General features: G+C 72.2%; 9 protein-coding genes. 4 read left to right on the top strand and 5 right to left on the bottom strand.

Features of this window, described 5'->3' with window-relative positions; genetic code table 11:
- Window positions 1-468 precede the first annotated feature (468 nt).
- Window positions 469-2,283: a ricin-type beta-trefoil lectin domain protein gene (locus ACIQPR_RS39540; RefSeq protein WP_403659072.1), complete on the top strand. Its 1,815-nt coding sequence runs from the start codon at window positions 469-471 to the stop codon at window positions 2,281-2,283.
- Window positions 2,284-2,286: 3 nt separating this feature from the next.
- Here the strand turns inward: ACIQPR_RS39540 and ACIQPR_RS39535 are convergent, their stop codons facing one another.
- The 4 genes from ACIQPR_RS39535 to ACIQPR_RS39520 form a co-directional block, all read right to left on the bottom strand.
- A complete protein-coding gene (locus ACIQPR_RS39535) occupies window positions 2,287-2,781 on the bottom strand; it encodes a universal stress protein (protein WP_403659069.1) in 495 nt (164 codons plus the stop codon).
- Between the two features lie 16 nt (window positions 2,782-2,797).
- Window positions 2,798-4,048 (bottom strand): arsenic transporter, encoded by a 1,251-nt coding sequence (locus tag ACIQPR_RS39530; RefSeq protein WP_403659663.1) that lies wholly within the window; start codon window positions 4,046-4,048, stop codon window positions 2,798-2,800.
- Between the two features lie 70 nt (window positions 4,049-4,118).
- Window positions 4,119-4,832, bottom strand: coding sequence for a DUF4232 domain-containing protein (locus tag ACIQPR_RS39525; protein WP_403659066.1), 714 nt, complete (start codon window positions 4,830-4,832; stop codon window positions 4,119-4,121).
- Window positions 4,833-4,944: 112 nt separating this feature from the next.
- Window positions 4,945-6,318, bottom strand: coding sequence for a serine/threonine-protein kinase (locus ACIQPR_RS39520; RefSeq protein ID WP_403659063.1), 1,374 nt, complete (start codon window positions 6,316-6,318; stop codon window positions 4,945-4,947).
- 46 nt (window positions 6,319-6,364) lie between these two features.
- Here ACIQPR_RS39520 and ACIQPR_RS39515 point away from each other — a divergent pair, with 46 nt between their 5' ends.
- Window positions 6,365-6,916 (top strand): RNA polymerase sigma factor, encoded by a 552-nt coding sequence (locus tag ACIQPR_RS39515; RefSeq protein ID WP_403659060.1) that lies wholly within the window; start codon window positions 6,365-6,367, stop codon window positions 6,914-6,916.
- Window positions 6,917-6,946: 30 nt separating this feature from the next.
- Here the strand turns inward: ACIQPR_RS39515 and ACIQPR_RS39510 are convergent, their stop codons facing one another.
- A complete protein-coding gene (locus ACIQPR_RS39510; RefSeq protein ID WP_403659057.1) occupies window positions 6,947-9,322 on the bottom strand; it encodes a SpoIIE family protein phosphatase in 2,376 nt (791 codons plus the stop codon).
- A 256-nt stretch (window positions 9,323-9,578) separates the two neighbouring features.
- On the opposite strand from ACIQPR_RS39510, the gene ACIQPR_RS39505 reads away from it, so the two are divergent.
- Both ACIQPR_RS39505 and ACIQPR_RS39500 read left to right on the top strand, forming a co-directional pair.
- The gene (locus ACIQPR_RS39505) at window positions 9,579-12,677 is read left to right on the top strand and encodes a glycoside hydrolase family 2 TIM barrel-domain containing protein (protein WP_403659054.1); all 3,099 of its coding nucleotides are present in this window, start codon (window positions 9,579-9,581) and stop codon (window positions 12,675-12,677) included.
- A gap of 159 nt (window positions 12,678-12,836) precedes the next feature.
- Window positions 12,837-15,080 (top strand): glycoside hydrolase family 9 protein, encoded by a 2,244-nt coding sequence (locus tag ACIQPR_RS39500; protein WP_403659051.1) that lies wholly within the window; start codon window positions 12,837-12,839, stop codon window positions 15,078-15,080.
- The last annotated feature ends 34 nt before the right edge of the window (window positions 15,081-15,114 follow it).

The following is a 15,114-nucleotide window of genomic DNA, read 5'->3' as shown; positions in this document are numbered from 1 at the left end:
CCGTGGCGGCAGTGTCCCGTCCGGCCGGGAGCCCGGCCGCTCGAACATGACCTGGGAAGACGGGAGAAAAGGCGGTCCCGGCGCCCGGAGCGGCGTTGGCGCCGGGCGGCCACCGGTCAATGGTTTTTGGATTTCCCGTGCGGATACGATGGCAATCCCGTAACGGACCGCATTGACGAATCGTCAAATGAATGGTCCCGGAACGCAATGCACAAAACGGAGGGAGACCTTGTTCCGTCTCGCTGACCTGTGCAAAGGTGTGCCTGTCGGCGTGCGGACAGCAGAATGATTCCCCCTCTGCGCGCACGAGGCCGCTCCCGTACGCCACCCCCCTTGCTTCAAAAGAGCTGCCCCAGGCGGATGTTGGAGTTGCCGTCAATCGGGCGGGCGGACCCTGTCGGCTCGTCGGCACAGTCGCATACCCGCCGGTATGGACCAATTCCGTGTTTCACCTGGAGGAATGCAGCCGTGACGGACCCAGGTCCCTCGAATTCCCCGACTTCCGCTCACCACTTCGAAGTGACCGACGAGCAGCTCAGCGCCGAGCTGAAGAAGTGGACGGGGACGACACCAGCGCTGCAACCGGTCGGCGAACTGCTGGACCGGCACTGGGAAGCCGCCTTCGCCTATGCGGGGCTGTGCACCGACGGGCCGCATCACGCCGGAATGCTCACCACGGCCGCTTTCACCCGGCTCTTCGGTGAATCCCTGCGGCAGTCCGGACCGACCGCCGCCTGGCGGCCCCAGGTACTGGTCACCGTCCGCCGTATCGCCGCGGAATGGGACACCGACCGCCGCCAGGAAATGCTCCACCCCGACCTGCGCTCGGTGGCCGGTGACGGCGACCGCGTCGCGGCCCGGCTGCTCCCGGTGCCCGAACGGCGGCTGCTCTCCCGGGCGTTCCAGCGGCTGCCGCACACCGCGCGCACCCTGCTGTGGCACCTTGAGGTCGAGTCCGAGCCGACCGCGACGGCCGCCGGACTCGTCGGCCTCGACGAGGAGGGCGCCCGCATCGAACTCGGCCGCGCCGTCGTCCGGTTGCGCGAGGAATGCCTCCAGGTCCACCGCGAACTCGCCCACGACGACGAGTGCCAGCTCTACATACGGCTGCTGGACGTCACCTTCCGGCGCGGCGGCGCCGAGGTCGACCCGGACCTCGGCATGCACCTCACGGTCTGCAAGCACTGCCGGTACACCGCCGACCAGCTCAACCAGTTCAACGCCGGACTCGGCGTGGCACTCGCCGAAGCGGTGCTCGGCTGGGGCGCCCGCGCCTATCTGGAGGTCAGGGCCGGCAGCCGCAACCTGCCCGCCGAGGTGTCGTCCGCCTCGACCGAACTCGCCCTGCGCCCCGGACCGCGCCGCGGCGAACTCAGAACGGCCCACAAGGCGGCCCGCCGGGTCCGCCGCCGCAACCTCACCGCGGCCGTACTGACCGTCAGCGGACTGGTCGTCCTCCCGCTCGTCCTGTGGTCCGCGGGCGGCTCGGGCGGTGCCAAGAGCACCACGGGGAACCAGGCCACCGGCGCCTCCGGCACCGGCAAGGAGTCCGCCAACCCCTCCTGGGTCGGCGCCAACGACACCACGCAGGGCACCCTCAGCGGCCGGCTGCACAACGTGGACTCGGGCCTGTGCATCGGCATCGAGGGCAACAAGATGGTCAAGGGCGCCGAGGCCGAACTGCAGACCTGCTCGTCGGCGGCCGGCCAGCAGTGGTCGTACGAGACGGACGGGCAGCTGCGCAGCACCGCCGACCCCGGACTGTGCCTCGACTCGCACCTCGCCTACGAGGTGCAGCTCGCGCCCTGCACGAGCGCGTCCTCGGCGACCGGCAAGAACATCCGCTACGACTTCACCTTGCAGGGCATCCTCGTCCCGCGCTGGAACCAGGACCAGGCACTGACCCCCGCCTCCACGGACGGCGGCGGCGCGCTCGTGCTGAAGACGCGGGCGGACGGCACGGCACAGCGCTGGGTCTTCGACACGTCCAAGGCCGACCCGCAGATGCAGGTCGTCAACTGGGACACCGACAGCAGCGACGCGCCGACCGCCACCACCAAGAAGGCGACCCCGACGCCCACGCCGACCCCCAAGGCCACCCCCACCCCCACGCCGAGCGCGTCGACCCCGGCGTCCACGCCGACGACGTCCTCGCCGAGCTCAAGCTACTGCGACTACTACCCCAGCTACTGCTCGGGCGGCGGCCAGAGCGGCTGGGGCGGCGGCTGGGGCGGCGGGTACGGCGGCGGCTACGGCTACGGCGGCGGCTGGTCCGGCCGCTGACCTTCAGCGCGGAGGGTGCGGCGGTGGCGGCGGCAGGGTCGAGATGCCCGGCGCCGCCTCCGGCCACACCAGCAGCACCGGACAGGGCGCGTGATCGACGGCGAACCGGACGGCGGGCCCCAGACTGTGCGGGCCGAGCCGGGCCCGGTCGCCGTCGCGGGCCAGCACCAGCAGATCGGCGTCCCCGGCGGCGGCCACCACCTCCCGCTCGACCCGTCCGGCCCGCTCCACGCGCTCGCACGGACGGCCCAGCCGCTCGGCCGCCGCGTCCAGCAGCTCCGCCGCCGAGGTACTGCCCAGATCCTCAAGACGGGTCCCGGGATCACGCCCCGGACCACCCCGCCCGAGCAGCCCGGCGAACGCCCCGTGCGCCAGACCCGGCACATCGGGCCCGCTGACATGCAGCAGCACGACGTCGGCATCCTCCGGCGCATGCGTCCGTACGGCGTCCACACAGGCCGGCCAGGTGCCCTCGACCAGCCAGGCGATCACACGCATTCGGTCTCCCTCGGTGTCAGAGAACCTGGAGCGACACCCACAGTGCCACCGTCGCGGGGACCAGCGCCGACGGCACGGCGAGCAGCCCCAGCTTCGTGAACTCCTTGAGATCCACGCCGTGTTCGTGCTGATGCACGATCCGCCGCCACAGCAGCGTCGCCAGCGACCCGGCGTAGGTCAGGTTCGGCCCGATGTTCACCCCGAGCAGCACGGCGAGCACGGCCCCCGGCCCGGACTGCGCGGTCAGCGGCAGCAGGACCAGCACGGCCGGCAGATTGTTGATGAGATTCGCCAGTACGGCGGCCAGCGCGGCGATCCCGAGCAGGGCCGCGATCCCGGTCCCGCCGGGCAGCACATGGCCGAGCGCGGCGGAGAGCCCGTTGTCCACCACCGCGCGCACCACGATCCCGAGCGCCAGCACGAACGCCAGGAAGGACGGCGCGGCGGCCCGCACGACCGCCAGCGGTGTCGCCTGCCGCCGCAGGAGTCCCCGGCCGGCCATGACGAGCGCCCCCGCGAACGCGGCCCACGCCGGATCGACGCCGATCGCCGAGGTCAGCACGAACCCGGCGAGGGTGCAGGCCACGGTCGCCAGCGCGAACACCGGCAGCTCGGGAGCCTCGCCGACGGCCGGCGAGGGCGCCGCCGCGGCCAGGTCGCGGGCGAAGAACCGCCGGAACACCAGGTACTCGGCGCCGATCGCGACCAGCCAGGGCAGCGCCATCAGCCCGGCGAACCGGGTGAAGCTCAGACCGCTCGCCGCGAACGCGAGGAGGTTCGTCAGATTGGAGACCGGCAGCAGCAGCGAGGCCGTGTTCGACAGATGCGTGCAGGCGTAGACGTGCGGCTTGGGGCGCACCCCCATCCGGGACGCCGTCGCGAACACGACCGGCGTCAGCAGCACGATCGTGGCGTCCAGGCTCAGTACGGCCGTGATCGCGGAGGCCAGCGCGAACACCGCCGTCAGCAGCCGGCTCGGACTGCCCTTCGCCCACTCGGCCATCCACGCCCCGCAGGCCCGGAACAGGCCCTCCACATCGCAGAAGTGGGCGAGCACCAGCACCGCGGCCAGGAACCCGACCACCGGGCCCAGCCGCTCGGCCTCCGCGCGCGCGTGGTCGAGCGAGATCGCCCCGGTGGCCACCGCGATCCCGGCGGCGGGCACCGCCATCACCGCCTCCGGCCACCCGAAGGGCCGGACGACGGCCCACACGAGGACAGCGACGAGCAGGACGACGGACAGGGTTTCGGCGAGCGGGGTGTTCAGGGGTCGGTCCTCCGGGACGCGTGCAGTGGTGCGCGCCCCATGTAACCAGGCCGGGCCGCGCGGGCCGCGCTCAGGCGCCCGTACCCGCGCTGAACACGGTCAGCCGCACCGAGGACGAGTTGCCCGACACGGGCACCGCGCCGCCCGTCCACTTCACGTCCAGCGAGGCCTTCTCGTCGGGCGGGGTCACCACCAGCGTGGTCGGGGTCGCCGTCTTCGCACCGCTGATCTCCGGGTTGGAGAACGTCAGCCCCGCCCAGGCGCTCTGCCCCGGCTTCAGCGTGACCGCGCCGCCGGTGCCGCCGCTCGTCTCGCGCACGGGGTCGGGGCCCAGCTGGGTGCCGGACGCGTTCACGAACGCGGCACCGGGATAGCCGCGCACCGTGCACGTGCGCCCCGAGGAATTGGTCAGGACGATCGGGAAGTTCTCCTGCCCGGCGCCCGGGTCGTTGCCGCCCACCGAGGCCTTCAGCTCGGAGGTGTGGCACCGGGCGCTGTCGCCGGAAGCGGAGCCGGAGCCGGACGGGGTGGACGTGGCGGAACCCGACGAGGCGGCGGCCGGGCTCGAACCGGTGGCGGTGCCGGAGCCGCTCGACGAGCCGACCGGCGTGCCCGACCCGTCCGCCGAGGCGTCGCCGCCGACCGGCGCCGCCGTACCCGACTGGGTCTGCGGGCCGCTCGCCGTGCCGCTCCCGCCGCCGCAGGCCGTCGTCGTCAGGCCCAGGACGGCGACCGCGCTCACGAGCAGGGCCGCCCGGCGCGTGGACTGGGACGTGTTCGCCATCTTCAACACTCCTGGTGGTTCACCCCTCAGCGCCGCACGCGCTGTCACAGGGGTCCGATGCGGGTACGCACCGAAAGGTTCGCGGGATCGACGACATTTCTTACGACGGTGCTCAGGTGACCCGGAGCGAGCGGAGTATGCGCGAGGTCGCGTCACCGCCGTGCTGCCGTATCTGGACGTACACCTGGGGCTGGGCCGCGCCGCCCACCGGACGCAGCGCGGTCTCCGAGAGGGTGCCGGTGTCGCCCGGGCAGTCGCTCCAGGTACGGATCGTGCCGCGCCAGGTGGCGCTGGAGTAGGCGCGGCTGCCGTCGTAGTGGCAGCTCGTGTGCGTGATGCCGTCCACCTCGGCCGCGACGCTGCCGTGCTCGCTGAGGCCGATGAACACGCCGTTCACGGCCGCCGTGAGGTCCGGCCACTTCGCCAGGTCGTCGGCGACGGCCAGCCCCGGTTCCTGTCCGGCGCTCAGCCCGATCGCGTGCGGGTTCCAGCCCGCGACACGCAGCTGACGGCCCCACGAGCCCGGCACCTCGGCCGTGATCCGCCCGGTGCCGTCCTTGACCGTCAGGTCCGAACTCCCGGACGGCGCGTGCAGGTTGAGCACCGCGACGGCGGTGCCGACGGCCACCACGACGAACAGCCCCGTCAGCAGCGCGACCCCCCGGTGCCGCCCGCGCGCCTTGCCCACCGGCGCGGCCTCGGCGGCCAGCCGCTCCAGCTCCTGCGCGAACGCCCGCGCACTCGGCCAGCGCCGCTCCCGGTCCGGCTCCAGCGCCCGCAGCAGCGCCCGCTGAACCTCGGGGGAGAGATCCGGCCGCAGCCGGTCCGGCCGTACGACCTGACCGGGCGCCCCCGGAACCGTGCCGGTGACCAGCTCGTAGCCCAGCGCGCCCAGGCTGTACACGTCGGCGCGCTCGTCGATGCCCGAACCGGGCCGCGCCTGCTCCGGCGGCTGGTAGCCCGCCGAACCCGCCGCCAGGGTCAGACCCGAGGCCTGGGCCAGGCTCTTCGCCAGGCCCAGGTCGGCCAGCAGGACCCGCGCGGTGCCGTCCGGGGCGGTGCGCAGCAGCACATTGCTCGGCTTGATGTCCCGGTGCACGATGCCCGCCTCGTGCAGCGCGGCGGCGCCCCGGGCGGCCAGCGCGGTCAGCCGCAGCATCTCGGGCACGGGCAGCGGCCCCGCGGCCAGCAGTTCGGCGTAGGTGCCCGCGTCGGCGTACTCCATCACGAAGTACGGCCGCCCGTCCGGCAGTTCACCGATGTCGTAGACCTGCACCACCCGGTTCGAACCGGCCCTGCGCAGCAGCCGGGCCTCGGCGAGGAAGCGCTCGTGGATGTCCATGCGGTGCGCCCAGTTGTCGGCGAGGACCTTGACCGCGACCGGGGCTTCGAGCTCGTCGTCGTGCGCGAGCCAGACCGTGCCGAACGCGCCGCTGCCCAGGCGGCGTTCAAGGCGGTAGCGGCCGATCTGTTCGACGTGGTGCATGGGACTATCATGCCTGCTCGGAGATCGAGACGGAGGAGTGGACCCAGTGCAGGACACGGCGCCGACCGAGGAGCTGGCCCGGCGCGCGGCGGCCGGTGACCCGGCCGCACTCGACGCGCTGCTCAGGACCATCCAGCCCGACGTGGTACGGCGGTGCGGACGCTTCCTGCCGTGCCGCGAGGACGCCGAGGAGGCCGCGCAGGACGTCCTGCTGCAAGTGGCCCGGAAGATCGGCACGTTCGAGGGCCGCAGCCTCTTCAGCACCTGGCTCTACACCGTCGTCGCCAACGGCGCCCGGCAGAAGTACCGCGAGCTGAAGCGGCGGGCCGCCGAGCAGCCGGCCGTGATCGACGTGTCCCAGCACGTCGACCCGCGCACCACGAGCGTGATCGCCGGTTCGAAGATCGACCTCCTGGAGGCGATCGAGCGCCTTGAGCGGGAGTCCCCGCACCTGGTCGAGCCGCTGGTGTACCGGGACATCTGCAAGCTGGAGTACGCCGAGATCGCCGACCGCCTCGGCATCCCGCTCGGCACGCTCAAGTCCCGGCTGCACGAGGCCCGCCGCCAGGTCCGACCCTGGCTGACCGACCTGTCCTGACGGCCTGGCCCTGGTCCCCCGTCGAAGGCCTCAGCCCTCGTCGAACAGGGACAGCTCCGCCCAGATCGTCTTGCCGTCGGCGGTGTGCCTGCTGCCCCAGCGCTGGGTGAGCTGGGCGACCAGCAGCAGTCCGCGTCCGCCCTCGTCCCAGGTCTTGGCGCGGCGCAGGTGCGGGGCCGTGTGGTTGGTGTCGGAGACCTCGCAGATCAGCGTGGCCGCGTCATGGATGAGCCGGAGCCGGATGGGGTGCGCGCCGTAGCGGATGGCGTTGGTGACCAGCTCGCTGACCACCAGCTCGGCGGTGAACCCGGCCTCGCTCATGTTCCAGGCGTCGAGCTGCTCGACGACCTGCTTGCGGATCGGGGCGACCAGCGCCGGGTCGGCCGGGATGTCCCAGGTGGCGACCTGCTCGGCGGGCAGCCCCTGGGTGCGGGCCAGCAGCAGGGCCACGTCGTCGGCGGCACCGCCCGGCGGGAGCACGGCGTGCAGGATCCGGTCGCAGGTCTCGTCCAGGGAGTCCGAGGGGGCGTACAGCGCGTCGAACAGCAGCCGGTGGCCGAGGTCGAGGTCCCGGTCGCGGTTCTCGATCAGTCCGTCCGTGTACAGCGCCAGCACGGTGCCCTCGGGCAGCTCGAACTCGGCCGACTCGAAGGGCAGTCCGCCCAGGCCGAGCGGTGGTCCGGCGGGCAGGTCGATGTGCTCGGGCGGGCCGCCGGGCCGGATCACGATCGGCGGCGGGTGTCCGGCCCGGGCCAGCGTGCAGCGCCGGGACACCGGGTCGTACACCGCGTACAGGCAGGTCGCGCCGACCTCGCCCGGGCTGCCCTCGCCGCCGGCCTCCGCGGAGAGCCGTACGACCAGGTCGTCGAGGTGGGTCAGCAGCTCGTCCGGGGCCAGGTCGATGTCGGCGAGGGTGCGCACGGCCGTCCGCAGCCGGCCCATGGTGGCGGAGGCCTGGATGCCGTGGCCGACGACGTCGCCGACGACCATCGCGACCCGCATCCCGGACAGCGGGATCACGTCGAACCAGTCGCCGCCGACCCCGGCACGCGCCGCCGGCAGATAGCGCGAGGCGGCCTCCAGGGCGGCGGTGCGCGGCAGTTTGCGGGGGAGCAGGCTGCGCTGGAGGGCGAGCGCGGTCTCCCGTTCGCGGGAGAAGCGGCGGGCGTTGTCGATGCAGACGGCGGCGCGGGCGGTGACCTCCTCGGCCAGCAGCACGTCGTCCTCGGCGAACGGGTCGATGCGCCGGTACCGGGTCAGCACCGCCACGCCGAGCGTGACCCCGCGCGCCTGGATCGGGACCGCCATCGAGGAGTGGATGCCGTACTCCTGGACGCGCCGGGTGCGGGTCCTGTCCCAGGACAGCCAGCGCTCCAGGGCCCGGTCCGAGGCGACCAGGGTGCGGCCCGCGACCAGCGCGTCGGCCTGCGGGGACTGGGCCGGGTACAGGTCCGACTGGCCCGGCTTGGCGACCGCCTCGGGGCTGCCCTGCTGCACCGAGGCGTGCGCGGCCCGGCGCAGCCGCACCGGCGCGGAGATCGCCGTCGGCAGCTCACCGCCGTGCTCCTGCGGGTCCAGCAGGTCGATGCTGACGAAGTCCGCCAGGGCCGGCACGCAGACATCCGCGAGCTCCTGGGCCGTACGGGTGACGTCGAGGGTGGTGCCGATGCGGACGCTCGCCTCGTTGACGAGCTGGAGCCGCTCGCGCGCGAGGTAGTTCTCGGTGAAGTCGTGCGCGGCCAGACACACGCCCCGCACCCGTCCATGGGCGTCGGTGATCGGCGCCATCCGGGCCAGCCAGGCGTGCGCGGCGTCCTCGCCGCCGGTGCGCATGTAGATCTGGAAGTCCTGGGCGGTGCCGGAGGTGAGCACGCCCAGCATGTACCGCTCCAGGTCCGCGCTCTGCGTCTTGCCGCCGATCTCGGTGATCCGCAGGCCCTGGATGCGCTCCTCGGGCAGCCCGATGACCTCGGCCATCGCGTCGTTGACCCGGCTCAGCCGCAGCCGCTCGTCGTAGACGGCGATGGCGCACGGCGACTGGGTCAGCGCGGCGGTGGCGAGCGGGTCCTCGGCGGCGGGCGGGCCGCCGCCCTCCAGCGGGGTCACGACGAGCCAGTCGCCCGGCCCGCCCTCCCGGGGGTGCCGGTGGTGGGCCAGCAGCCACACCGGTACGGCCCGGCCGTCCCGGTGCCGCAGCGTGACCGTGCCGTCCCAGCGGGCACCGGCGGGGACCGGGAGGGCCCCGGTGCCACCGGCCAGCAGCCGCACGGCCGGGCGGCCCACGACCTCGGTCGCGGAGTGGCCGAGGAGCCGCTGCGCCCCCTCGTTCCACTCCACCAGGGTTCCGGCATCGTCGATGACGACCCGCGCCGTCGCGGCTTCGTCGAACGGGTAGACCGGACTCATCGTCGCCACTCCATCGCGCGCACTCACAGTGAACAACCACGCCACTTGTGTTCCAGCCTAGTGCGTCACGGTCCCGTGCGGACGAGAACCCCCAGGCCCGGGGAGTTCGCCCGTCAAGGGGGAAATCCGGTCGAAGCGGCGCTCCGGAGCGTTGGCCGCTCCCGCCCCCTTGACGCCCCGGTGTGGCACTCCGTCAGAATCTGTTTGGTCACGATCAGTTGTGAGTACTTCTGGTTCCTGATGAGGGAGAGCCGCCATGACGGTCACTCGCAGATCGGTTTTGATCGCTTCCACGGCCGCGCCGACGGCCGTCTCGCTCCTGGCCGCCCCGGCCGCCCGTGCCGCCGCGGCCACGGCGGGCACGACCGGCCGCCACACCGTCGCCCTGCGCGACGGCTGGCGCTTCGCGCTGGTCGACGCGGGCGGGATCACCGACCCGACCGGCGCCTACGCGGACGCCGCCGCACCCGACTACGACGACTCGGCCTGGCGCGAGGTCGCGGTCCCGCACGACTGGAGCATCGAGCAGACCCCCACCACGGCGAACGGCACCACCAGCGGCACCGGCTTCTTCCCGGGCGGCCTGGGCTGGTACCGCATCGCCTTCACCCTGCCGCCGGCCCTCGCGGGCAGCCGGATCTCGGTCGAGTTCGACGGCGTCTACATGGACTCCTACGTCTACTTCAACGGCACGCAGGTCGGTCGACACCCCTACGGCTACACGGGGTTCGCCCTCGACCTCACCGACCTGGCGCACACCGACGGCAGCACGCGGAACGTCCTCGCCGTCAAGGTCCAGAACCGACTGCCCAGCAGCCGCTGGTACTCGGGCAGCGGCATCTACCGCGAGGCCCGGCTCGTGATCACCGAACCGGTGCACGTCGAACGCTGGGGAACGTACGTCACGACCCCGGACATCACCGCCGAGCGGGCCGTCGTACGGGTGCGGACGTCCGTGCTCAACGAGTCGGGGGCCGCGAGCGAGGTCGAGGTCAGGTCGCGGATCGTCGACCCCGGAGGCCGTACGGTGGCCCGCACCGGCTCCACGGCCACCGTCGCCGAGCGCGGCACCGAGACCCATGAACTCGCCGTCTCCAAGCCCAAGTTGTGGGACATCGGGACCCCGGACCACCGCTACACCCTGGAGACCGAACTGCGCGTGGGCGGCCGACCCGTCGACACCCACCGCACGACCTTCGGCATCCGTGACTACCGCTTCGACCCCGACGAGGGCTTCTTCCTCAACGGAACCCACACCAAGATCAAGGGAGTCGACCTCCACCACGACCAGGGCGCCCTCGGCTCCGCGATCAGCCTCGACGCCGTGCGCAGACAGCTGACCATCATGAAGTCGATGGGCGTCAACGCCTTCCGCACCTCCCACAACCCGCCCTCGCCCCAAATCATCGAGGTCTGCGAGGAGTTGGGCATCGTGATGATGGTCGAGGCCTTCGACTGCTGGCACACCGGCAAGACGACCTACGACTACCACCGGTTCTTCGACGACTGGTGCGAGGCGGACGCCACCGAGATGGTCCTGGCCGCCCGCAACTCGCCCGCCGTGGTGCTGTGGTCCATCGGCAACGAGATCCCCGACTCCACCTCCACCGCCGGACTCGCCATGGCCGACCGCGTCATCGGCGCGATCAGGGCGGCGGACGACACCCGCCCGGTGGTCATCGGCTCGAACAAGTACCACGGCGTCCCCGCCAAGGGCTCCGCCGCCGACCTCATGCTCGCCAAGCTCGACGGACTCGGCCTCAACTACAACACCGCCAAGTCGGTCGACGCCCTGCACGCGGCCTATCCGGACCTGTTCCTCTTCGAGTCGGAGTCCTCCTCGGAGACCTCGACCCGCGGCGCCTACCAGGAACCGGAACACCTCAACACCGGCGAGAACCACACCCCCGGCAGACGCGACACCTCCTCCTACGACAACAACCTCGCCTCCTGGACGATGAGCGGCGAGTACGGACACAAGAAGGACCGCGACCGGAAGTGGTTCGCGGGCCAGTTCCTGTGGTCCGGGATCGACTACATCGGCGAGCCCACGCCGTACGACGTCTTCCCGGTCAAGGCGTCCTTCTTCGGCGCGGTCGACACGGCGGGCTTCCCGAAGGACATGTACCACCTCTTCCGCAGCCAGTGGGTCGCCGAACCGATGGTCCATCTGGTGCCGATGACCTGGAACCACGAGCCGGACGACACGGTCGAGGTCTGGGCCTACGCCAACGTCGACACCGTCGAGCTGTTCCTCAACGGAACGTCCCTCGGGACAAGGACGTTCGACACCAAGAAGACCACCGACGGCCGCACCTACCTGGAGACCACCGAGGCCACCGGCGACGACAAGACCTTCACCACCGGCCCCTACCCGGGCAGTTACACCAGCCCGAACGGCAGCGCGGGCAAACTCCACCTGACCTGGAAAGTGCCGTACGCGCCGGGCGAGTTGAAGGCGGTCGCGAGCAGCGGCGGGAAGCCGGTCGCCTCCGACGTGCTGCGCACGGCGGGCGCCGGACACGCCGTGCGCCTGACGGCCGATCGCAAGTCCCTCGCGGCGGACGGCCGTTCACTGGTGTTCGTGACCGCCGAGGTGGTCGACGCCCACGGTGTCGTGCTGCCGGACGCCGAGGACCTGATCGCCTTCGAGGTGGCGGGCGGCTCCCTGGCCGGGCTGGACAACGGGCGGGAGGAGAGCGCCGAGCGCTATCAGGCGAGCACCCGAACGGCCTTCCACGGCAAGGCACTCGCGATCGTGCGGTCCGGGACGCGGGCGGGCGCCCTGAAAGTGACGGCTCGCGCGGACGGACTGCGGACCGGCACGGTGACCGTCCGTACGACGGCCGCCCGGGACGTGGCCGAGACACCGGCGCCGCACTTCGCGGCCGAGCACCCGGCGCCCCCGGACTACCCGGCCGCGGACGCCAGTTACTCGGGCCGCCCCGACACCCTCCCCGCCGCCGTGCTCGACGGCGACCCGGCCACCGGCTGGTCCAACGCCTTCGCCAAGTCGGCCACGGCGCTGCTGCCCGCGTTCAGCGGCGCCCGCGAGCGGGACTGGGTGTCGGTGGACTGGGGGAGGAGGCGGTCCTTCGACCGGGTGGAGGTGTCGTTCACCGTGGACGCGACGCACAGTCTGCCCTCGGCCGTGGCGGTCGCGGTGGGGGACGGCGACACGTGGGTGCCGGTCGCGGGGGCGGCCGTCGACTGGGCCACGGCTTCGGACAGCCCGACCATCGTCACGTTCGACGCCGTGCGCGGCTCCCGGCTGCGGCTGACCCTGACGAGCAGCCGCCCGGGGGTGGCCCAAGGGGCGGTGCGCATCAGCAGGTTGGAGGCGCCTGCCGGATAGCGGCAGATGCTCGCCCGCGGTCCGGACGGGAATCCGACCCGTCCGGACCGTTGACGAGATGTCATGTCTCGAACAGCATGGCCAGCGTCCTGTCTGTTTGGGAGCGCTCCCACCGTGCGACCGGGGTGTGCCCCGCCCTCTGAGACGAGGAGCCCGGACGTGAAACGACGCAGAACGACCCTGCTCGCCGCCACGGCTCTCCTCGCGGCGGCCCTCACCACCCTGCCCGCGGGCCCCGCCGGAGCCGACGAGGTCGAGCAGGTCAGGAACGGCACCTTCGACACCACCACCGCACCCTGGTGGACGACGAGCAACGTCACGGCCGGCCTCTCCGGCGGACAGCTCTGCGCGGACGTACCCGGCGCCACCACCAACCGCTGGGACGCCGCCGTCGGCCAGAACGACATCACTCTGGTCAAGGGCGAGTCGTACAAGTTCGCCTTCACGGCCGCCGGTTCACCAGCGGGACACGTGGTGCGGGCGGTCGTCGGCCTGTCCGTGTCGCCGTACGACACCTACTACGAGATCAGTCCCGAGCTGAGCGCGTCGGGCAACTCCTATGCCTACACGTTCACTTCGCCCGTCGACACCGCCCAGGGACAGGTCGCCTTCCAACTCGGCGGGAGCGCGGACCCCTGGAGCTTCTGCATGGACGACGTGTCCCTGCTGGGCGGGGTGCCGCCGGAGGTCTACGAGCCGGACACCGGGCCACGGGTGCGGGTGAACCAGGTCGCGTATCTGCCGGACGGACCGAAGAACGCGACGCTGGTGACCGCGTTGACGGCCGTGCTGCCCTGGGAGCTGCGGAACGCGGCGGGCGCGGTGGTCGCGCACGGGCGGACCGTGCCGCGCGGCACCGATACGGCGTCCGGGCAGAACACGCAGTCCATCGACTTCGGTGCCTACCGGGGGCGCGGCGCGGGCTTCACGCTGGTGGCGGACGGCGAGACGAGCCGGCCCTTCGACATCGGCGGCGCCGCCTACGAGCGGTTGCGGCTCGACTCGCTGAAGTACTACTACACGCAGCGCAGCGGCATCGCGATACGCGACGACCTGCGCCCCGGGTACGCCCGCCCGGCCGGTCACCTGAACGTCGCCCCGAACCAGGGCGACGCGCACGTGCCCTGCCAACCCGGCCTGTGCGACTACACACTTGACGTCACCGGCGGCTGGTACGACGCGGGCGACCACGGCAAGTACGTCGTCAACGGGGGTATCTCCGCCTGGGAGTTGCTGAGCACCTACGAACGCTCGCTGCTGGCCCCCACCGGACACCCGGCGAAGCTGCGCGACAGGACCCTCGCCATCCCGGAGAGCGGCAACAAGGTGCCGGACGTGCTCGACGAGGCGCGCTGGGAGCTGGAGTTCCTGCTGCGGATGCAGGTGCCGGACGGACAGCCGCTGGCCGGAATGGCCCACGACAAGGTCCATGACGCACAGTGGACCGGGCTGCCGCTGCTGCCCGGCCAGGACCCGCAGAAGCGCGAACTGCACGCCCCGACCACGCAGGCCACCCTCAACCTGGCGGCCACCGCCGCGCAGGCGGCCCGTCTGTACCGGCCCTACGACCGCGCGTTCGCGGCGAAGGCGCTCAAGGCGGCGCGCAAGGCATGGGCGGCGGCGCTCGCCCACCCCACCGTCCACCCGGACCCGAACGACGGCACGGGCGGCGGCGCCTACCCCGACGACAACGCCACCGACGAGTTCTACTGGGCGGCGGCCGAGCTGTATCTCACCACGGGAGAACGGCAGTTCGCCGACCACGTCGTGAACTCGCCGCTCAACACCGCCGACATCTTCGGCAGCCTCGGCTTCGACTGGGCGCGGACGGCGGCCCTCGGCCGGCTCGACCTCGCCACCGTCCCCAGCCGGCTGCCCGGCCGCGACAGGCTCCGCCGCTCGGTGATCGAGGGCGCGGACACCTACCTCGCCACCCTCCGAAGCCAGCCCTACGGCATGCCCTACGCACCGCCCGGCAACCTCTACGACTGGGGCTCCAACAGCCAGATCCTCAACAACGCGCATGTCATCGCCACCGCGTACGACCTCACCGGCGCCGCCAAGTACCGTGACGGCGCGCTCCAGAGCATGGACTACATCCTCGGCCGCAACGCCCTCAACATGTCCTACGTCACCGGCTACGGCGAGGCCAACTCCCACAACGAGCACAGCCGTTGGTACGCCCACGAGCTCGACCCCGGCCTCCCGAACCCGCCGGACGGCACCCTGGCGGGCGGCCCCAACTCCTCCCTCCAGGACCCCTACGCGCAGAGCAGGCTCACCGGCTGCGTCGGCCAGTTCTGCTACATCGACGACATCCAGTCGTGGTCGACGAACGAGACGGCGGTGAACTGGAACGCGGCGCTGGCCTGGATGGCCTCGTTCGCGGCGGACCAGGGCTGACATGCGCGCTTGGCGGGAACGGTGCAGAAGGGGA

The organism is Streptomyces sp. NPDC091280, from assembly GCF_044768565.1.
GTDB lineage: Bacteria > Actinomycetota > Actinomycetes > Streptomycetales > Streptomycetaceae > Streptomyces.
Note: the sequence above shows the minus strand (reverse complement) of the source record. Positions and strands in the feature narration are given on the sequence as shown.

What these genes read in the sequence shown, in the direction of transcription:
- ACIQPR_RS39520 (WP_403659063.1), bottom strand. Translation starts at nt 6,318, where the DNA reads ATGCACCACGTCGAACAGATCGGCCGCTACCGCCTTGAACGCCGCCTG.
- ACIQPR_RS39505 (WP_403659054.1), top strand. Translation starts at nt 9,579, where the DNA reads ATGACGGTCACTCGCAGATCGGTTTTGATCGCTTCCACGGCCGCGCCG.
- ACIQPR_RS39535 (WP_403659069.1), bottom strand. Translation starts at nt 2,781, where the DNA reads ATGCGTGTGATCGCCTGGCTGGTCGAGGGCACCTGGCCGGCCTGTGTG.
- ACIQPR_RS39510 (WP_403659057.1), bottom strand. Translation starts at nt 9,322, where the DNA reads ATGAGTCCGGTCTACCCGTTCGACGAAGCCGCGACGGCGCGGGTCGTC.
- ACIQPR_RS39525 (WP_403659066.1), bottom strand. Translation starts at nt 4,832, where the DNA reads ATGGCGAACACGTCCCAGTCCACGCGCCGGGCGGCCCTGCTCGTGAGC.